General features: G+C 46.3%; 19 protein-coding genes. 13 read left to right on the forward strand and 6 right to left on the reverse strand.

What is annotated here, in order from left to right:
* Window positions 1–3: 3 nt before the first annotated feature.
* From PUN32_RS11735 to PUN32_RS11745, 3 genes are all read left to right on the forward strand, one after another.
* Window positions 4–561 carry a sugar O-acetyltransferase gene (locus PUN32_RS11735; protein ID WP_274723398.1) on the forward strand — a complete coding sequence of 186 codons (558 nt, stop codon included), beginning with the start codon at window positions 4–6 and terminating at the stop codon, window positions 559–561.
* A 47-nt stretch (window positions 562–608) separates the two neighbouring features.
* Window positions 609–1,574, forward strand: coding sequence for an aromatic amino acid DMT transporter YddG (gene yddG, locus PUN32_RS11740; RefSeq protein WP_274723399.1), 966 nt, complete (start codon window positions 609–611; stop codon window positions 1,572–1,574).
* A 151-nt stretch (window positions 1,575–1,725) separates the two neighbouring features.
* Window positions 1,726–2,310: a class I SAM-dependent DNA methyltransferase gene (locus tag PUN32_RS11745; RefSeq protein ID WP_274723400.1), complete on the forward strand. Its 585-nt coding sequence runs from the start codon at window positions 1,726–1,728 to the stop codon at window positions 2,308–2,310.
* Window positions 2,311–2,400: 90 nt separating this feature from the next.
* Here PUN32_RS11745 and PUN32_RS11750 read toward each other — a convergent pair whose 3' ends face one another.
* Both PUN32_RS11750 and PUN32_RS11755 read right to left on the reverse strand, forming a co-directional pair.
* Window positions 2,401–3,747, reverse strand: coding sequence for a magnesium transporter (locus PUN32_RS11750; RefSeq protein WP_274723401.1), 1,347 nt, complete (start codon window positions 3,745–3,747; stop codon window positions 2,401–2,403).
* A gap of 2 nt (window positions 3,748–3,749) precedes the next feature.
* On the reverse strand, window positions 3,750–4,310 hold the full coding sequence (locus tag PUN32_RS11755) for a mechanosensitive ion channel domain-containing protein (protein WP_166015074.1): 561 nt from the start codon (window positions 4,308–4,310) through the stop codon (window positions 3,750–3,752).
* Window positions 4,311–4,745: 435 nt separating this feature from the next.
* Here PUN32_RS11755 and speA point away from each other — a divergent pair, with 435 nt between their 5' ends.
* From speA to PUN32_RS11775, 4 genes are all read left to right on the forward strand, one after another.
* On the forward strand, window positions 4,746–6,656 hold the full coding sequence (gene speA, locus PUN32_RS11760) for an arginine decarboxylase (protein ID WP_274723402.1): 1,911 nt from the start codon (window positions 4,746–4,748) through the stop codon (window positions 6,654–6,656).
* A complete protein-coding gene (gene speB, locus PUN32_RS11765; protein ID WP_274723403.1) occupies window positions 6,657–7,583 on the forward strand; it encodes an agmatinase in 927 nt (308 codons plus the stop codon).
* Between the two features lie 244 nt (window positions 7,584–7,827).
* Complete coding sequence (locus PUN32_RS11770) at window positions 7,828–8,964, forward strand: D-alanyl-D-alanine carboxypeptidase family protein (RefSeq protein ID WP_274723410.1); 1,137 nt, start codon at window positions 7,828–7,830, stop codon at window positions 8,962–8,964.
* Window positions 8,965–9,121: 157 nt separating this feature from the next.
* Window positions 9,122–9,469, forward strand: a complete 348-nt coding sequence (locus tag PUN32_RS11775) for a helix-turn-helix domain-containing protein (protein ID WP_274723404.1) — start codon at window positions 9,122–9,124, stop codon at window positions 9,467–9,469.
* A gap of 130 nt (window positions 9,470–9,599) precedes the next feature.
* Here the strand turns inward: PUN32_RS11775 and PUN32_RS11780 are convergent, their stop codons facing one another.
* The 3 genes from PUN32_RS11780 to gcvH all read right to left on the reverse strand — a co-directional run bounded on the left by PUN32_RS11780 (window position 9,600) and on the right by gcvH (window position 13,471).
* Window positions 9,600–10,034, reverse strand: coding sequence for an exoribonuclease R (locus tag PUN32_RS11780; RefSeq protein WP_274723405.1), 435 nt, complete (start codon window positions 10,032–10,034; stop codon window positions 9,600–9,602).
* Between the two features lie 72 nt (window positions 10,035–10,106).
* Window positions 10,107–12,971: an aminomethyl-transferring glycine dehydrogenase gene (gcvP, locus tag PUN32_RS11785; RefSeq protein WP_274723406.1), complete on the reverse strand. Its 2,865-nt coding sequence runs from the start codon at window positions 12,969–12,971 to the stop codon at window positions 10,107–10,109.
* 119 nt (window positions 12,972–13,090) lie between these two features.
* A complete protein-coding gene (gcvH, locus tag PUN32_RS11790; RefSeq protein WP_274723407.1) occupies window positions 13,091–13,471 on the reverse strand; it encodes a glycine cleavage system protein GcvH in 381 nt (126 codons plus the stop codon).
* Between the two features lie 358 nt (window positions 13,472–13,829).
* Between gcvH and gcvT the strand changes: the two genes are divergently transcribed.
* The 5 genes from gcvT (at window position 13,830) to rplT (ending at window position 18,425) form a co-directional block, all read left to right on the forward strand.
* Complete coding sequence (gene gcvT / locus PUN32_RS11795) at window positions 13,830–14,957, forward strand: glycine cleavage system aminomethyltransferase GcvT (protein WP_406708001.1); 1,128 nt, start codon at window positions 13,830–13,832, stop codon at window positions 14,955–14,957.
* 291 nt (window positions 14,958–15,248) lie between these two features.
* Complete coding sequence (gene thrS / locus PUN32_RS11800; protein ID WP_274723408.1) at window positions 15,249–17,177, forward strand: threonine--tRNA ligase; 1,929 nt, start codon at window positions 15,249–15,251, stop codon at window positions 17,175–17,177.
* A 3-nt stretch (window positions 17,178–17,180) separates the two neighbouring features.
* Complete coding sequence (gene infC / locus PUN32_RS11805; RefSeq protein WP_166015506.1) at window positions 17,181–17,732, forward strand: translation initiation factor IF-3; 552 nt, start codon at window positions 17,181–17,183, stop codon at window positions 17,730–17,732.
* Between the two features lie 103 nt (window positions 17,733–17,835).
* Window positions 17,836–18,030, forward strand: a complete 195-nt coding sequence (gene rpmI / locus PUN32_RS11810) for a 50S ribosomal protein L35 (protein ID WP_001925732.1) — start codon at window positions 17,836–17,838, stop codon at window positions 18,028–18,030.
* A 41-nt stretch (window positions 18,031–18,071) separates the two neighbouring features.
* Entirely contained in the window at window positions 18,072–18,425 is a 354-nt protein-coding gene (gene rplT, locus PUN32_RS11815; protein WP_001138366.1) for a 50S ribosomal protein L20, read from the forward strand.
* A gap of 81 nt (window positions 18,426–18,506) precedes the next feature.
* On the opposite strand, the gene PUN32_RS11820 is transcribed toward rplT, so the two are convergent.
* Window positions 18,507–19,469, reverse strand: a complete 963-nt coding sequence (locus PUN32_RS11820) for an integron integrase (RefSeq protein ID WP_274723409.1) — start codon at window positions 19,467–19,469, stop codon at window positions 18,507–18,509.
* A gap of 482 nt (window positions 19,470–19,951) precedes the next feature.
* Between PUN32_RS11820 and PUN32_RS11825 the strand changes: the two genes are divergently transcribed.
* A complete protein-coding gene (locus tag PUN32_RS11825) occupies window positions 19,952–20,044 on the forward strand; it encodes a DUF645 family protein (RefSeq protein WP_406708002.1) in 93 nt (30 codons plus the stop codon).
* Window positions 20,045–20,654 lie beyond the last annotated feature (610 nt).

The following is a 20,654-nucleotide window of genomic DNA, read 5'->3' on the forward strand; positions in this document are numbered from 1 at the left end:
AATATGAGCGAATTAGAAAAAATGCTCAAAGGCGAACCATTTGACGGCTCATCGGCGGAAATTGAAGCGCTGCGTAACCAAGTGGAAAAGCTAAAACTTGAGATTAACCAAAGTGTTGATCAAGTGAAACGAGCTGCTTTGCAGCGTGAGCTTTTTGCTCATTTTGGTGATAAAAGTTGTGTACAGCCACCGTTCCATTGTGAGTTTGGCAAAACTATTCGTATTGGTGATAATACTTTTATCAATATGAACGTGGTGATGCTAGATGGTGCGTCGATCACGATTGGTAACCATGTATTGATTGGTCCGAATGTCCAATTTTATACGGCATCGCATCCTCTGGATTATCGTCGTCGTCGGGCGTGGGAAACCATCTGCCAATCGATTGTGATTGAAGATGATGTTTGGATCGGCGGTAATGTAGTGATTAATCAAGGGGTGACGATTGGTGCTCGTTCAGTGGTGGCTGCTAATTCCGTCGTGAATCAGGATGTTCCATCAGATTCGTTAGTGGGTGGCACTCCTGCTCGAATTTTACGTTCGTTGAAAGATTCGGTGTAACGGATAGATGTGATGATGTACTGCTTTAACCATTTTTGAGGCTTACTTTGAAACAACCATTTGTCACTCATAAACACACATTGTACGGTGTGGGCGCAATTCTACTCTGGGGGAGCTTGATGGCTCTAACCCGTCGGGTGGCCGAAGAGTTTTCTCCGATTGGTGGCGCGGCGCTGATTTATACTGTCAGTAGTGTGTTTTTGCTGTTCACTATGGGTTTGCCTCGTTTAAAAACGGGTTCCATGCGTTATGTGCTCATTGGCGGCGCTCTATTTGTGAGCTACGAAATCTGTTTAGCGCTGGCGCTTGGTATGGCTAATGATCGCTTACAAGCGATCGAAATGTCGGTGATTAACTACCTGTGGCCGGCACTCACCGTGTTGATCGCGGTATTGATCAGCCAGCGCGCGGTTAATCGGTGGGTCTATCCTAGTGTCGCTTTAGCTTTTACGGGAGTCGCATGGACGATTGTGGCTGAGCAAGGGATTGCACTTAGCGATTTCACCGCGCGGGTCGCGACTAATCCTGCGGTGTATGCCATGGCCTTGAGTGGCGCTTTTATCTGGGCGATCTATTGCAATGTAACGCAGCGTTTAGCGCAGGGGCAAAATGCCATTGTTCTGTTTTTTACCGCGACGGCTGCAACTCTGTGGATTCAATATGCAGTGAGTGATGAGCCAGCGCTGAGTTTTTCTGTATCGGGCGTTGCCACTTTACTGTTAACCGGGATGGTGATGGGCAGTGGTTACGCCTTATGGAATGTGGCGATTTTACGCGGCAATATGCTGTTGCTAGCCACACTGTCTTATTTTACTCCCGTGATTTCGACGATTTTTTCATCGCTTATATTGGGTGTTGTGCTGGGTTTGAATTTTTGGCAAGGCGTGGTGATGGTTACGCTTGGATCTTTGCTTTGCTGGTGGGCGACGCGTCACTCTGCTTCGGCTGAGCAAGATGTTGGCTCAGCACACCTCAACCATGATGCAACCGATCAGGCTAGTCAATCCAATTAGTGTTACTGCTGAGTGCTGTACAAATTCACGGCAAATGAGGTGAAAGTAGCGTTTCTGGGCAAACAATCACGGGTAATACTATCAACTCGCCTTGCTTTTGGTTTACTCTTGGCAGCATTGCCCGAATACAAGAAGTAATACGGAGACCATGATGGCACACAACTGGGATGAATACGCTGCAACTTGGGAACAAAACCATGTAAATCATGTGTTTGTTCAGAGCGCATTCCAACAATTGACCCAAATCCTTGCCGTGCAAGATAAGCATGTGCTGGATTTAGGTTGTGGCAGCGGGCTGTTGAGCCAGTTACTGTCTCCTTTGGCTCGTGACATCGTGGCACTTGATTCCTCAGAAGCGATGATTGAAGAGCTGGATCGTAAAGAATTACGCAATGTGGAGCCAGTGGTTGATTCTTTGACTCGAGGTTTGGTCGCACAACACCCGGCCTTTCGTAAGCAATTTGATTTGGTGGTCGCCTCGTCGGTGTGCGCGTTTTTACCTAATCTATCCGATGTTGTTGATATTATCTTCACTCTGCTCGATCAAGGTGGCTATTTTGTACATTTTGATTGGTCATCGGCTCTACCAGACTCGCTTGAGGGCTGCTTAAGTGAAACGGAAATGGCAGCAATATTAAGCCATGCTGGTTTTTCTAGCGTAGAAACGGCCTTTGCTTTTGAGGTGGTAACCGAACAAGGTATTCGCCCAGTCATGGTTGGTATTGCTCGTAAATAAGCTCGCGACCAATGCATGGTACTAATCGCATGGTACCAATCGCATTGAGTCTCGAGCGTTATTGGATACGAGAATGATGAGTTGGCCAGGTTATAGCATGACCAAACTGGCGGTGCCGAGGAAAGCGAAAAAGCCAACCACGTCGGTAACGGTAGTTAGGATCACCGAGCCTGCCAATGCCGGGTCAAGTTTGAACTTATCCAAAATGATTGGGATCAGTACCCCAAACAGTGCGGCGGTGGTAATGTTGACCACAATCGCCAGAGCAATGGTCGCGCCGATCAGTGGTTGCTGGAACCAAAGTGCCGCGATAGCGCCGATAATCACTGCCCATACCACGCCATTAATTGAGCCAATCCCCAACTCATTTTTTAGTAAAGCGAATCGGTTACCGACCGAGATCTGATTGAGTGCCATTGCTCGCACCATTAAGGTTAAGGTTTGGCTACCGGCAATTCCGCCCATCGAGGCGACAATCGGCATCAGAACCGCAAGAGCGACTACTTGAGAGATCACATCTTCAAATAAGCCAATCGTGATCGAGGCAAGAATCGCCGTCAGCAGATTAATCCCAAGCCAAACTCCGCGCTTTTTTGAACTTTTGATGACAGGAGCAAACAGGTCATCGCCTTCATCCATACCCGTACCAGCCATCAGGCGAGCTTCATACTGCTCACGTTGCACGCTAAGTGCAAAGCGCCAATCGAGCTCTCCAATTAAGGTATCATCATCACTCAATACTGGAACAATCGGTAACATCGTGTGCTCTAGGGCATCGACCGCATCGGATAATGTTTGCTGCGCATTGAGCGTAATTAACTCTTCCTTGCGTAAGCTATTGAGCTGCGTTGTATTGTCTGCTTGTAATACATCACTAAAGCTGACTAATCCGCGAAATTTCTTATTTTTATTGATCAGATAAATGTATTGCGGCGAGTCGTAGTGGTACTTCTCAAGCAGCATTTTTGCGCGCTGCACTGTGAGGCTAAAAGGCAAGGTATACACTTTACGATCCGCCCAATGGCCGATTTCATGATCGGCAAACTCATTGGCTTGATCGTACAGTTCAAGCTCATCACGACTGATCAGGCTTAGCGCTTCACTCACGATCTCATCGGGCAGTGAATCTTCCCATTCGATCAGCGAAAGGTTATCCAACTTCGCGAGGGTAAGTTTCAGCTCAATTTCAGAGAGCGCATTAATGACCGAAAAACGCACCTCGGCACGCATTTCGGTCAGCACATCAATGTGCATTTCCAGCGGTAAACTACGCCATAAACGCACCCGCTGTTCGACCGGAAATGCTTCTAAAATCAGTGCCAATGAGCCTTGATCTAAGCCATTTTCCAGCATATTGCCGAGTAAATGGGTTTGCTCTGCTTCTTCGGCGGTGGCAAGCTGTTCAATTTGTTGAGATAACTCTTGGTATTCGCTCAAATTTACGATCTCTTCGGTAACTGTTTTTTCTCAGTTTTTTTGATGGTTTTTTCAGGAGCCTTACTCATGATAATCACCGGGCGCACAATAAATAAGTTGTTTGGGTAGAGTACGCGATGGCCATCGAGTGTTTCTAATTCAACCGTGAGTAGCGCCATATCGATAATTTTGCCTTCGACAAAATTTGCGCCGTCGACAATGCGGACCCAGCAACCGATTCGACAATGGTTTTGCATAAACAGGATCAAAAAAGCGGTCACGTTGCTCAGCAGTGACCAACCGGCAAACAAACCAACCCCAAGCAAGGCAAACAGTGAGGAGCCGACCACTAATAAGCCACGTAACTCAATGCCCCACAAAATTAACCCAGTAAATAAAATCACCAGAAACAGCAAGGTACGGATCAGCCAGCGCGCCCGTTTTAAGCGATGGATATCGACTCGACCGGTGATCATATCTTCGAAAATGCGCAAGGTGATCCGTGAGATATGCGGATACAACAGGATGATCAGCCCGGTCATCATCCATTTATAGTGGGTTTGCAGCAAAACGAGGTATTCCATTGCGTAGCTCACTCCTGTCGTTAAATTACCTGAATGGGATTGTATGTAATTACCAATAATAGCCAAGCGGAAATCACTAACAATAGAATGAGTTGCTGCAATAACCAGCACTATTTTCTCTCATCCGTCAATTTCTCGCGATCCGCGGTGCATTATTATCCCTTATTGCTTGGTTTTCCCCCGTGTCAACGGCTCGCGGATCGATTGGCGATCTCGGGTTATGCTTGGTGATATTTACGCTAAGCTGAAAGTCGGCCATCAAGTGAATCGCACAATATTGGTTTTTATGCCATAACTAACAGTTGTCTTAACGATAAATTATTATCATTAGACACTCACTGGCTTTTCACCGATAAAGCGCGTGACGTTTAGGCTGTCAGGTGTGATTTCAACCGATGAAATCATGGTAACCTTCTCTACTTTGTGAGATACGATGTGGAACAACCATCCAAATTAGACCGCGTTCGCGCTGACTACAATGTGCATTACTGGAGCCAAGGTTTTTTTGGCATTGACGATCAAGGTGAAGTGTATGTTTCGCCGCGAAATGACAAAGCTCATCAAACGCAATTAAGCTCAATTGTTAAACAGCTCGAAGCGCGCGATTTAAATTTGCCTGTGCTTGTACGCTTTCCGCAGATCCTGCATCAACGCGTGCACAATATTTGTGACGCTTTCAATCAGGCGATTGAAGAGTACGACTATCCGAATAAATATCTGCTGGTTTATCCGATCAAAGTTAACCAACAGCGCGAGGTCGTCGATGAAATTCTTGCCAGTCAGGCCGAATTAGAACATAAACAACTAGGCTTGGAAGCGGGCAGTAAACCAGAACTTCTCGCCGTGTTGGCAATGGCTCAGCAAGCCAGTTCCGTCATCGTTTGTAATGGTTATAAAGACCGAGAGTACATTCGTTTGGCACTGATTGGTGAAAAACTGGGGCATAAAGTTTTTATCGTACTGGAAAAACTGTCAGAGCTGGATTTAGTGCTCAAAGAGGCGAAAAGTCTTGGCGTGAAACCGCGTTTGGGGCTGCGCATTCGTTTGGCTTCACAAGGTGCAGGTAAATGGCAATCGAGTGGTGGTGAAAAATCTAAGTTCGGTCTAGCCGCATCGCAAGTATTAACCGTGATTAACCGTCTGAAGGCGGAAAATCAACTGGAAGCCTTGCAGCTGGTACATTTCCACTTAGGTTCGCAAATGGCGAATATTCGTGATGTGCGTAATGGCGTGAATGAAGCCGTACGCTTCTATTGTGAACTGCGAGAGTTGGGCGCGCACATTGAGTTTTTCGATGTGGGTGGTGGTTTAGCGGTGGACTACGATGGTACGCGCAGCCAGTCGTCTAACTCGATGAACTATGGTTTGCTTGAATACGCGCGTAATATCGTGAGCACGGTCAGCGATGTGTGTAATCTGTACGGTCAACCTCGTCCAGTGATCATTTCTGAATCAGGGCGTTCGATTACCGCTCATCACGCGGTATTGATCACCAATGTTATTGGTACCGAGGCGTATTCACCAGAAAATATTCCCGCCCCCGATGCACAAGCGCCGATGCTGATTAAAAACATGTGGCGTGGTTTTGAAGAAGTACAGCACGGTACCGATGACCGCGCACTGATTGAAATTTATAACGATACCCAAAGCGATCTTTCCGAAGCGCACAGTCAGTTTGCGACTGGGGTACTGAATCTTGAGCATCGCGCATGGGCTGAGCAGTTATCGCTACGTATTTACCATGAACTGCGGCTGAAAATGAGCAACAAAAACCGTTTTCACCGCCCGATCTTAGATGAGCTGCAAGAGCGTTTGGCTGACAAGTTTTTTGTCAATTTCTCGCTGTTCCAATCGCTACCGGATGCCTGGGGGATTGATCAAGTGTTCCCTGTGCTGCCGCTATCTGGTTTGCAAGAGATGGAAGATCGCCGTGCGGTGATGCTCGACATTACTTGCGATTCTGATGGTGCGATTGAGCAGTATGTGGAAGGTCAAGGGATCGAAAGCACTCTGCCAGTACCGAGTTGGAGCAGTGATAAGCCTTATTTGATGGGTTTTTTCCTAGTCGGTGCCTACCAAGAGATTTTGGGCGATATGCACAATCTGTTTGGTGATACTCACAGTGTTGCGGTGAATATTAAGGATAATGGCGATGCTGAAATTGCCTTTATCAATGAAGGCGATACGGTAGAAGATGTGATGCGTTACGTACACATTGATGTGGATAAAATTCGTACCAATTATCGTCAACTGGTTTCCGAACGAGTGGCTGAACCAGAACAGCAGACCGTATTGGCAGAACTTGAATTAGGCCTGAGCGGCTATACTTACTTAGAGGATTTTTAAATGAATGATTTGTTTACAAAAACTGATTATTCACTCTACTCAAACGCCATGACGTTTGTACGCCGTCCTTATGTGCGTAATCCAGTAGATACTAACGCTGATGTTGTCGTACTTGGCGTACCGTTGGATATGGCGACCTCTGGTCGTCCTGGGGCGCGTATGGGGCCAGACGCGATTCGCCGTGCTTCGGTGAATCTCGCGTGGGAAGGTAAGAAGTTTCCTTGGGATTTCAATCTGTTTAATCGTATTAACGTGATTGATGCTGGGGATCTGGTGTTTGATTGTGGTGATGCTGAAGATTTTACTTATCGTTTAGAAGCGGCGACTTGTGAAATTTTGAAAAGTGGCAAAACCATGTTGGCCTTGGGTGGCGATCATTTCATTACTCTGCCTATCTTGCGTGCTTATGCCAAACATTATGGCGAAATGGCGCTGATCCATTTCGATGCACATACCGATACCTATTCTAACGGTAGTGCGTATGATCACGGCACCATGTTTTACCATGCACCAAAAGAAGGTTTGATCTCGGCTAAGCACTCGGTACAAGTGGGTATTCGTACTGAATACAAACAAGAAGGTCACGGTTTCAATGTGATCAATGCGATGCAAGCCAATGATATGTCAGTGGAAGAGATTGTGGCGCAGATCCGTCACATTGTTGGTGACAAGCCAGTATATTTGACATTCGATATCGACTGCCTCGATCCGGCTTTCGCTCCGGGTACGGGTACCCCGGTGTGTGGTGGCTTAAGCTCAGATAAGATCCTGAAAATCATCCGTGCATTGAAAGGGATTAATCTGATTGGTATGGATGTGGTTGAAGTTTCACCACCTTACGATCAGAGCGATTTGACTGCGCTAGCGGGGGCAACGATTGCACTAGAGCTCTTGTATGTTTGGGCATCCAACAAAAAAGACGAATAGCCGTTTGGTGTGATTATTCTTCGCATAACCCAATTAAGCCTGACCAATGTCAGGCTTTTTTATCGCGGTACGAGCCAGACTTGATTGGTGTTTAAGCATGTTTGTAACATGATGTAACTTATTGAGCGACAACTGTAAGAGTTAGTAAAGAGAGGCTGTGTGAAATCTGGAGTTAGTTATACTGCGGGTTTTGTTTTGATGAGAACACCTTATGACTTGCAGCAAGTTTCTGTCCCGATGTTTAATGGCTTGTATGGCATTGGTGCCAACGTTCAGTTTTTCCGCGTTGACCGTGATCCCGGAATTGCCACCGCTGGCAGCCAATGGGTATATTTTGATCGACTTTCATACTGGAAAAGTTCTGGTCGAACATAACGCCCATCAAAAACTCAATCCAGCCAGTCTGACCAAGCTGATGACTGCCTATGTGGCAGGGCAGGAGATGCAGCGTGGCAATATTCAGGCGAGCGATCAAGTTCGCATCAGCAATAACGCATGGGCGAAAAAATTCCCTGACTCTTCAAAGATGTTTATCGAAGTGGGCACTTATGTCAGCTTGATGGATCTATATCGTGGCTTGATCGTACAGTCTGGCAATGATGCCAGCGTGGCGATTGCAGAGCATGTCGCTGGATCACAAGGCGCTTTTGTGAGTTTAATGAACTCATGGGCACAACAGTTAGGCATGCACAATAGCCAGTTTGCCAATCCGCATGGACTGGATAATCCAAATTTATACAGCACACCTTATGATATTGCAGTGCTAAGTCGCGCGATTATTCGTGATTTACCGGATATTTACCCGTTATACAGTGAGCGCTCATTTACCTACAACGGCATTACCCAGCATAACCGTAATGGTTTGCTACGTGACCGCAGTATCAATGTGGATGGTATGAAAACCGGTTATACCAGTGGCGCGGGTTACAGTTTGGCAAGCTCGGCGACGAGTGGAGAAATGCGACTAATTTCGGTCGTGATGGGTTCAAAAAGTGTCAAAATTCGTGAAGCAGAAAGTAAGCAGTTACTCAGCTATGGTTTCCGTTTCTTTGAAACGGTCAGCCCACATCAAATCGATAACGTAGTGCAAAATCAACGCATTTGGTACGGTGAGCAAGATCACGTCGCTCTCGGTAGTGCGGAGACGGTGTATCTCACTTTGCCACGTAATGATGTAAAAAGGTTGAATGCAGTGATTGAATTGGATAATGCGCTCGAAGCCCCAATAGCTAAAGGTGAAGTGGTGGGTTCAATTGTCTATTACATCGATCAAGATAAAGTGGGTGAAGCCAAATTGGTGACGCAGCAAGCCATAGCGCAAGGTGGCATTTTCAAGCGGCTGAGCGATTGGTTTAAGTTACTGTTCTCTAACTGGTTCTAAGCATTAAATCGTCAAGTCCTCACCATAAACTGTGTATTTGATCTCAGTTTGTGGTGAGGGGATTTAACCCATATCCCAAACTCACCTTAGATTGACACTCAGTTGCAAAAACTCTGGCATGCTGTTGGTTACCCACAAGCATGACAAGGATCGAGTAATGGAGTTAAATCAAGAAGATCGTAAAGCATTGTACGATGTCTGGATGATCAAAAAAGCCAAAATGCACATGACTCAGATGGAAATGACCAAACGGCTTGGGGTGAGTCAGGTTGAGTTTTCTGAGCTATTGCGTGGTGATGCACCACTGTCGATGGCTTTTGTCAGCCGATTTTGTCAGCACTTGCACGTTGAACCCCACAATGTACTACCGACCCTCAAACGTAAAGCGCGTGCTGGCGAAAAATGGGTGCATCTGCAAAATCGAGTCACGGTCGATGGCGAGATTAAACGTGTCTATGTTGAGGGTAACCAAGTGATTATTGAATATACCCATCTTGCCAAATAGAGCCGCTTGATTACGCTGCCACTCTGTTCAGAACCCTCTCTTTTCTGACCACTACACCATTGCTGCGCCACTCACTCTTTTTTCAAGCACCAAGCTTAAATAGTTAAGTGAGTGTGTTTTAGTTCAAGCGTTATTGTTCTGCGTAGCGATATAGCAACTCGGTGAGTTGCTTTGACCAAGCGAGAGCATTCTCCGGTTGTGTGCTGATCAAGTTTTCTACTGCTGCGCAATGAGTGGCTAAACTCACACTGTGCTCTAAATTGAAGGCCACTGCATAAAAATGCCACATCAACAAGCGAGTCATGCGCTGAATATTCTGGCTGGCTTGATCTGAGCCTTCAAACATGGCCGGTAATTGACCTAGGGCGATGGCGTGCATTTTGACCATCGCATCAATGTGCGCCATTTGTGCTTTTTCTGTACCTTCGAATTCTTCATCATCACAACGATACAATTCAGCTAGTGTCTCTTCGCTGATCAGACGGTGTAATATACGCATACTAAATTCGGTCAACTCTGATTTGTCCATCATGCAAAGGCATTGATAGGTGTAGTCACGCGACATGGTCTTACTCTTTTGGGCTTTCAACAGGAGCGAGCATTGTAAAGAGTTTTTCACTCGCTGCCAGTTAAAGTGTCAATTTTGATAATGGTCCATGCTTGGGCAAGAGCAGATAAGGTTGCGGTCGCCGTACACATTATCCACTCGGTTGACGGTTGGCCAATATTTGCTGGCTTTAGTTTGCGCGGATGGAAAGCAAGCCAGCTCACGCGAGTAAGGGTGATGCCAATCCTCGGCACACAGATCGGCTTGAGTATGTGGTGCATTGACGAGTGGATTGTTGTTAAGCGGCCATTGACCATGTTTCACCTTGTCGATTTCACTACGGATCGCAATCAGTGCATCACAGAAGCGATCCAATTCGGCTAAATCTTCCGACTCGGTTGGTTCAATCATCAGTGTTCCTGCTACAGGAAATGACATCGTTGGCGCATGGAAGCCGTAGTCCATCAATCGTTTAGCAATATCTTCTTCGCTAATACCGGTTTCTTCTTTGAGCGGACGGATATCGATGATGCACTCATGCGCCACTCGACCATTTGCACCACGGTAAAGGATCGGGTAGTGCGGGCGCAGGCGCTCCATCACATAGTTGGCATTCAAAATTGCCAGCTTGGTAGCCTGGGTTAACCCCTCAGCTCCCATCAGCGTAATGTAGGCCCAAGAGATAGGCAGAATCGATGCACTGCCGAGATCGGCGGCAGACACTGCAAAATCAGTGCCTTGTACACCACTTTCAATGTGTCCGGGCAGGAAAGGTGCTAAGTGGGATTTCACACCAATTGGCCCCATACCCGGTCCACCACCACCATGGGGAATGCAGAATGTTTTGTGTAAGTTTAAGTGCGATACGTCGGCACCGATAAAGCCTGGTGAGGTCAGCCCGACTTGTGCATTCATATTGGCACCGTCGAGGTAAACTTGCCCACCGGCAGCATGCACCATGTCACACACTTCACGTACTTGCTGTTCATACACGCCGTGGGTTGAAGGGTAGGTGATCATGATGCTGGCCAGATGGTCGCGATGCAGTTCAATCTTGTCTGCTAGGTCCGCTAAATCAATATTGCCATTTTTATCACATTTTACCACCACGACTTGCATCGACAACATGGCCGCGGTGGCGGGGTTGGTGCCATGCGCGGAGCTGGGGATCAGGCAAACATTACGCTGACTCTCACCACGGCTTTGGTGATAACGAGCAATAGCAAGTAGACCGGCATACTCACCACCTGCACCAGAGTTGGGTTGCAGTGAAAAAGCATCATAACCCGTGATTGCACACAGTTTTTGTTTCAGATCTTCCGCCAATGCGGCATAGCCGGCAGCTTGTGCTTTGGGTACAAACGGATGCAGAGCACTCAATTCAGGCCAAGTGACAGGGATCATTTCCGCCGTGGCATTGAGCTTCATGGTGCAACTACCCAGCGGGATCATGCCGTGCGTGAGAGAAAAATCTTTGTTTTCCAGATGCTTCATATAACGCAGCATCTGAGTTTCACTGTGGTGGCTGTTAAACACTGGATGAGTCAAAAACGCGCTTTGGCGGCGGCAACACTCTGGAATCGCTGCGAGCTCATTACCAGCAATGTGCTTTGACAGCGCAGAGATCTCTTGTTTAATACCGAAGATGGCAAATAGTGCTGCAATATCGGCCACGGTCGTGGTTTCATCCAAGCTTACCCCAAGCTGATTAGGTAGCCTACGCAGGTTGATATCCGCTTGTTGTGCCGCTTGATATAGGCTAGCGGTTTTTGCACCAGTATTGATGGTAAGAGTATCGAAAAAGTGTGCATGGGCAAGTTCGTAACCGGCTTTGGTTAAGCCTGCGGCAAGTATCGCACTGAAATGGTGGGTGCGACGGGCAATGGTGCACAGGCCTTGTGGGCCATGGTATACCGCATAAAATGCGGCCATATTGGCCAGCAGTGCTTGCGCAGTACAAATGTTCGAAGTGGCTTTTTCGCGGCGGATATGCTGCTCACGAGTTTGCATTGCCATGCGCAGTGCTGGTTTGCCTTGTGCATCGATCGAAACACCGATCACTCGTCCCGGCATGGTACGCTTATAGCTATCACGAGTGGCCATGAACGCGGCATGTGGACCGCCATATCCCATTGGTACACCAAAACGCTGGGCAGAACCAATCACCACATCTGCGCCCATTTCACCTACAGGTTTGAGCAGTACACTGGCGAGCAAATCGGTCGCGACGCTGACTAAGGTTTGCTGGGCTTGTGCTTTGGCGATGATGTCTGTCAGATCACGCACTTCACCGGTCGTGCCTGGGTATTGCAGCAGTGCACCAAATGCTGGTTGTTGAGTGATGTTATCAATCGAATCTACTTTTACCTTAAAACCTAGAAATGCGGCGCGGGTTTTCACCACTTCAATGGTTTGTGGGTGTACGTCATCAGCCACAAAGAACAGGTTGCTTTTGCTTTTTCCTGCCCGTTGGCACAGTGCCATCGCTTCCGCAGCAGCAGTGGCTTCATCGAGCAGTGATGCGTTAGCAATATCCATCGCGGTTAAATCCATCACCATCTGCTGGTAATTGAGTAGCGACTCAAGACGACCCTGCGAGATTTCGGGTTGGTAAGGGGTATATGCCGTATACCAGCCCGGATTCTCCAGCACGTTACGTAGAATAACGTTCGGCGTGAAGGTGTTGTAGTAACCTTGGCCAATAAAAGTGCGCTTGATTTGATTAAGTTGAGCGAAGGATTGCAGGCTGGCCAGCATTTGTGCTTCGCTTTGTGCGGGCGCAAGCGCAAGCGGTGCCTTGAGACGGATTTGCGGCGGAATAGTTTGTGCGATAAGTTCATCTAAATGATCAAGCTTGATGGTGTGAAGCATAGCTTGTTGCTGCGATGGGTTCGGCCCATTGTGGCGTGCTATGAACGCATTTTCACCGCTTAAATAGTCCAGTAATTCAGTCATAGTCGGCCACCTCATGGTTTGCTCTGTACGCGAACAATCTTCGTATTGCCACTTACTTGACGTGCAACCTCACTCCTCTGCGTGAGTGACATTGAAGTTTAGGTTCTAGGTATCCAGGGTTACTCTTCTTCAATCGAAGCCAGGTATTCCGCTGCGTCTTTAAGATCCTCCAATTCATCGGGATCGGATAGTTTGACTTTGACGATCCAGCCACCATCGTAAGGTTCTTGATTGATCAGCTCGGGGCTGGTTTGCAGATCTTCATTGACTTCAATCACCACACCTGTGACAGGAGCATAGATGTCTGAAGCGGCTTTGACCGATTCAACCAATGAAAAATTATCCCCCGCGTCTATTTCGCTCTCAATTTCCGGTAACTCGACGAATACTACATCACCGAGCATTTGTTGAGCATGCTCAGAGATGCCGATAGTCACGGTGCCATCACCGTTATCGCGTACCCATTCATGACTGTCGCTAAATTTGAGTGTGTGGTCCATGTTGTACTCTCCAAAAAATGTCTTATTGGTAACAATAGCAGAATGTGAAGCGCTGCAATGATGGGCTAGCTTAATTGCTGATTAGGGAACTTGCCGTGGCTCAGCGATCTCCGCAACCTCTAACATACACGATAAAATGTTGCGTAAGGTGAGGAAAAGCCCATCTAGAGAGATTTATGATAAGCATCATTGAGTGATAATGTTAACTGTGATGATAAGCACGGTTGTGGCAAGGTTAATCCACTACAACGGATTAGATCGGCTTAAAGATTGATCATTGGGCTTGCTTGCCAATCGAATCATTGATCTCGACATCGCGCCTTCAGCGTGGTTTGAGCTTATTTTATGGAGAATCATCATGGATCAACCACATACCTTGCTGACCACGCCGCTACACAAACGACATCTTGAGGCGGGAGCAAAAATGGTGCCTTTTGCGGGCTACGATATGCCGGTGCAATATGCGCTTGGGGTAAAAAAAGAGCATCTCCACACGCGTGCCGCTGTCGGTTTATTTGATGTTTCTCATATGGGGCAATTGCGTCTTTATGGTGATCACGCGGCTGCGGCTTTAGAAACTTTAGTTCCGGTTGACATTATTGATTTGCCGGTTGGTAAGCAGCGCTACGCCTTCTTTACCAATCCGCAAGGTGGGATATTGGATGATTTGATGGTGGCCAACATGGGAGACCATCTGTTTATGGTAGTGAATGCGGCCTGTAAAGCGCAAGATATTACTCATCTACAAGCTCATCTACCGATAGACGTAGAGTTAGAAGTGTTGGAAGATCGCGCTCTGCTCGCTCTGCAAGGCCCATTAGCTGCGCAAGTGCTTGCGCGGCTGCAGCCAGCGGTGACGGATATGCACTTTATGGACATTCAATGGCTTGAGATTGATGGGGCAGAATGTATCGTGAGTCGCAGTGGTTACACTGGTGAAGATGGCTACGAAATCTCAGTCGCTGCTGATCAAGCAGTTGCACTGGCGGATAAATTGACCAGTTTTGCTGAAGTAGAGTGGATTGGTCTGGGCGCGCGCGATTCACTGCGTTTGGAGTGTGGTTTGTGTCTGTATGGACACGATCTCGATCCAACCACCACGCCAGTCGAAGCCAGTTTGTTGTGGGCGATTCAGCCGATTCGCCGAAAAGGTGGCGCGCGGCAAGGTGGCTTTCCCGGTGCCGAGATTATTCTCAACCAAATTGAAACTAAGCAAGTCAGCCGTAAACGAGTGGGTTTAGTCGGACAAACCAAAGCGCCAGTACGCGAAGGCACCGAGCTGTTTGATGTACAAGGCAACAAAATTGGTATCGTAACCAGTGGCACGGCTGGCCCAACGGCGGATAAACCAGTTTCAATGGCTTATATAAGCACTGAGTACACCGCCTTAGGCAATCAAGTGTTAGCACAAGTTCGCGGTAAGATGTTACCAATGACGGTCGAAAAAATGCCATTTGTCGCTCAGCATTATTATCGCGGAGCATAATCTACCGGTATTACTCTTATCAAAGAGGGTTGCCTAGTCAAGTAAGAGAAACCTTCTTTTGACTTTTTGTTACCTGAGTTGGCGACTTGGGCTGTCCGAGAAAGCGGTTGTCATTTCAGCATATTGCTTTATCATGCTGCGACGGTCTTAAGCTGGCACATCCGTATTTGTACCAAAATTTGTACCTAATCCTAAAAAATCGTTACGCAATATTTATAATTAATTGAATATAAAGCGTATTTTTTTCAAACAAGTGTTGCTTGGTGTGCAACACCACTGTAAGGATCTTTGATGCCTATTATTACTCTTCCTGACGGCAGTCAGCGTCATTTTGACAACCCAGTATCGACTCTCGAAGTTGCCCAATCTATCGGCCCAGGTCTTGCGAAAGCGACCATTGCCGGGCGTGTGAATGGTGCACGCGTTGATGCTTGCGATTTGATTGAACACGATGCCAGCCTAGAAATCATCACCACCAAAGATGAAGTGGATGGTTTGGAAATCGTGCGCCACTCTTGCGCGCACTTGCTTGGTCATGCGCTGAAGCAACTTTACCCTAACGCGAAAATGGCGATCGGTCCTACCATCGATAGCGGTTTTTACTACGATATCGATCTCGAGCAATCGCTTTCTCAAGAAGATCTGGAGAAAATCGAAGCTCGTATGGTTGAGCTAGCGAAAACCAAATACGCGGTTGTCAAAAAGAAAGTCAGCTGGCAGGAAGCGCGTGATACGTTTGAATCGCGCGGCGAAAGCTACAAGATGGAAATTTTGGATGAAAACGTTGCACGCGACGATCGTCCAGGTCTTTACCATCATGAAGAATACATCGACATGTGCCGTGGTCCACACGTACCGCACATGGGCTTTTGTCAAAACTTTAAATTGCTGAACGTGGCTGGTGCGTACTGGCGCGGCAACAGCGATAACAAAATGCTGCAACGTATTTACGGTACCGCATTTCATGATAAGAAAGCTCTGCAAGCGCATTTAACCCGCCTTGAAGAAGCAGCAAAACGTGATCACCGTAAAATTGGTAAGCAGCTTGACCTGTTCCATATGCAGCAAGAAGCGCCGGGGATGGTGTTCTGGCACCATAACGGCTGGTCTATTTTCCGTGATCTGGAAGTTTTTATTCGTCACAAATTGAACGAATACGATTACCAAGAAGTAAAAGGTCCATTAATGATGGATCGTGTACTTTGGGAGCGTTCTGGTCACTGGGATAAATACGCTGATGCGATGTTTACCACTTCATCAGAAAACCGTGAATACGCGATCAAACCGATGAACTGCCCAGGCCACATCCAGATTTTCAACCAAGGTTTGAAATCCTATCGTGACCTACCACTGCGTATGGCCGAGTTTGGTTCGTGTCATCGTAATGAGCCATCCGGTTCACTCCACGGTATCATGCGTGTGCGTGGCTTTACCCAAGATGATGCGCATATTTTCTGTACCGAAGATCAAATCCAGCAAGAAGTCACTTCTTGCATCAAGATGGTGTATGACACTTACACCACGTTTGGTTTCCAAAATATTGTGGTGAAGCTCTCTACTCGTCCTGAGCAGCGGGTTGGTAGCGATGAAATTTGGGATAAATCAGAACAAGCCCTGATCGATTCTTTGAATGCGATGGCGATCCCATTTGAAATTCAGGAAGGTGAAGGCGCGTTCTACGGCCCGAAAATTGAATTTACACTGTATGACTGTTTGGATCGCGCATGGCAATGTGGTACTGTGCAGCTCGATTTCAATTTACCAACTCGTTTAGGTGCCACATACGTAGGCGAAAGCAATGAACGCCTAGTCCCGGTGATGATCCACCGTGCGATTTTAGGTTCATTGGAGCGTTTTATTGGTATTTTGATTGAAGAGTACGCGGGCTTTTTCCCTACCTGGCTAGCCCCAGAGCAGGTTGTTGTGGTCAATATCACCGACAAACAAGCTGACTATGCGCATGAAGTAGTACAAAAGCTACAAAAATGTGGCATTCGAGCAAAAGCGGACTTGAGAAATGAGAAGATAGGCTTTAAAATCCGCGAACACACTTTGAAGCGTGTACCGTACATGTTAGTTTGTGGCGACCAAGAGATGGAAGCCGGTGAAATTGCAGTACGTACGCGTAAAGGCAAAGATCTTGGCAAATTTAAATTGGATCATTTTATTGAACATATCCAAGCTGAGATTGCGAGCCGTAAGCTTAATCTGGAGGAATAAACTATTAAAGGCGGAAGACGTGGCCAAGTTCCGGTCAAGCAAAACCAGCATCGTTTAAACGGTGAAATTCGTGGCGTTCGTGAAGTTCGTTTAACTGGCGCAGACGGTGAGTCTGTAGGTATCGTTTCGATCCAAGAAGCACTAGCTACCGCAGAAGAATCTGGTTTGGATCTCGTTGAGATCAGCCCTAACGCCGAGCCACCAGTCTGTCGTGTGATGGACTATGGCAAGTTCCTCTTTGAGAAGAGCAAGGCTACAAAAGAGCAGAAGAAGAAGCAAAAGCAGATCCAGATTAAGGAACTTAAATTCCGACCTGGGACTGATATCGGAGACTATCAGGTAAAACTACGCAACCTGATCCGTTTCCTTGAAGAAGGCAACAAAGTGAAAGTTACTATTCGCTTCCGTGGCCGAGAGATGGCTCACCAAGACATCGGTGTGGACGTTTTGCATCGACTGAAAGAGGACACTGAAGAATTTGCAGTGGTTGAATCTTTCCCGACCAAAATTGAAGCACGCCAGATGATCATGGTGTTAGCCCCTAAAAAGAAGTAATTAACGGCTTTGCAAGTAATGAACCCAGCCGTTGAAAGGCGGCTGGGTTTTATTCGCCCTAATTACACTGTTATTTAACTACAACAATGCGGAGTTATTCATCATGCCTAAGATGAAAAACAACAAAGGTGCTGCTAAGCGTTTCAAGAAAACTGCTGGTGGTATTAAATTTAAGCACGCTACTAAACGTCACATCCTGACTAAGCGTACTACTAAGAACAAGCGTCAGCTGCGTCCAAATGCTATTTTGCCTAAGTGCGAACTGGCTGCTGTAGCACGTATGCTTCCATACGCTTAATTCTTTTTAGTTTAATATTCGTTTAGTTTAGGAGAGACATAATGCCTCGCGTAAAACGTGGTGTACAAGCTCGTGCACGTCATAAGAAAGTTTTAAAACAAGCTAAAGGTTACTACGGTGCACGTTCACGTGTTTATCGTGTAGCGTTCCAAGCCGTTATTAAAGCTGGTCAATACGCTTACCGTGACCGTCGCGCTAAGAAACGTCAATTCCGTCAACTGTGGATTGCACGTATCAACGCAGCGGCTCGTCAAAATGGCCTATCTTACAGCCGTTTCATCAACGGTCTGAAGAAAGCTTCTATCGAGATCGATCGTAAGATCCTTGCTGATATCGCAGTATTCGACAAAGCAGCATTTGCTGTTCTGGTTGAAAAGGCGAAAGGCGCTCTGTAATAGCGTGTTATTAAGAAAAGGGAGCATTTATGCTCCCTTTTTTTCTATCCAGAATTTAAATATATACCCAGAGCTAATGCTTTAGAGGCGAGATAACGGACTTAATACGCCACTAGCACCTCGATCAAGCACATGGGTATAAATCTGAGTCGTTTTTACATCTGTATGGCCCAGTTGTTCCTGTACGGTACGGATGTCTGCCCCTATCTCTAGCAAATGCGTAGCAAATGAATGCCTGAGTGTGTGGCAGGTTACCGTTTTCTCAATTCCAGCTTCTTGTGCAGATCTACGGACCATCCTTTGTAGTGCTGTTTCATTAATATGATGGCGGCGCATAACATCAGCTTCTGGATCACGCGATAGCTGAAATGATGGAAAAAGATAATGCCAACGGAATTCATAAGGCGCCGCTGGATATTTTTCTTGTAGCGCATGAGGTAGCCAAACACCACCATAATTTTTCTGATGTAAATCTCGGTCATAATAGCGTTTTGCTAATGCTATTTGATCTTTGAGATGTGGATAGAGTTCTTTCGCTAACGTAACTGTACGATTCTTCCCTCCTTTACCTTGCCATACCCGAATTGCTCCATAATCAAAATCGATATCCTGAACCCTTAAACGAATACATTCCATCAGACGCAGACCAGAACCATACAGTAATTTGGTGGGAAGTAGGTACTTGGGATCAATGATTTCAAGTAAACGGCGAATTTCGTCTCGTGTCAGTACAACAGGTAATTTCCTCTCAAGCTGGGAGCGTTGAAAGCGCATTTCAAGAGAAAGTGGCGTTTTGAGAATTTCACGATAAAGAAAGCTTAACGAGTTCAAGGCTAGTGATTGAGTTTTAGTGGCAACTTTTCCCTTTACTGCCAAATGAGTTAAGAATTCCTCCACGTCTTTATCGCCCATTTGGCTAGGATGCTTTTTGTTGTGGAAATAGATGTATCGGGAAATCCAATGCAAATACGCTTCTATCGTTTTCTGGGCATAATGTCGAGTCTGCATGAATTCACGAATACTCAATAAGAACTGAGATTTCATTTTTCCTCACACTTGGAGCTGTTTTTTTATACAGTATCATTGCTTGTCTTTATGTCAAGAGGATAAAAATATAATGGCTGTATAGATCCTAAAGTTTATGAATAGTTGTTACACAAGAGTCTGATTAAAAGGAATTTTATGCTACTATGCATCAAGTGGTCTATGTGTTAAGCGGCGATAACATGTTTATGAACGGTGTGAATAGTCGTCTAGAAAGCGTTAGTTTCTATCAAGAAAAATTATAAATATTAGTGCTAAATGTTTCGAAAAATTGGATTTTGGTGCTCAAAATTTACGAGTTGGCTTTGGTGTTTTGCTTGATGCTGATTAGGTAGAAAGCGTTGAAAATGTCGTTGGCACAAGATCGCTAAAGTAAGCAAACCTCGATGCATCCATTTTGTGGAAGCGTCCACACGGCAAGTTTGATTCCATAAAAGCTGCAACATCGCTGTGAGTGCCTTTTCTTTGTTGGAAAGCCGATTATTGGCCAACTCAACCTTGAACGTTTTGAGTTTTGGCAACCAACTTCACAGCGTTTGATGCTGGACGTGTGTTTGCTCGATGATTTTGCATAAAATGTGGTTCAAATATTTTGGTGAAAAAATCATTGTTAAACAATCGGCTACGAAACTAACAAGAGCCTCAAGTGGGACTGTCAACGCGTGGCATTTTTTGTATGCGGTGATTTTTGTGATGAATTTGCTATGCGGTGAGTTGGGTTGTGCGTTGCCAGCCCCTTAGGCGAGCGTTAACTGGCAAAGCGGAAAATCAATCAACATTTGATAAAAGGAATTTACGAATGTTTCGTTGTGGTCAATTCCGACATTTTGAACGAGCGAAAAATAATCTTAAAGATTTGTGTGGAGCTTGGGATCAGCCGACGATAGCAACGCGTGAAGCTTGCGGATTTTTCACACTCAGAAAATTGGTGCGAGATCCGAAAATTTCAAATGAAGCGTAACGTGATGATTTGCATTAGTGAAATGTTCGGTGGCAATTCTCAGCCCTGACCAGTTAACAAACGCCTCAAGAGGGACTGTTAACGCTCGACGTTTTTGTAATACTTTGGGCTTTGTGATTAATTTGGTATGCGTTAAGTTTAGTTGTAGCGTTACCAGCCCCTTAGGCGGGCGTTAACTGGCAAAGCGGAAAATCCATTAACATTTGAGAAAAGGAATTTATGAA

It is taken from the genome of Vibrio chanodichtyis, assembly GCF_028863985.1.
GTDB classification, from domain to species: domain Bacteria; phylum Pseudomonadota; class Gammaproteobacteria; order Enterobacterales; family Vibrionaceae; genus Vibrio; species Vibrio chanodichtyis.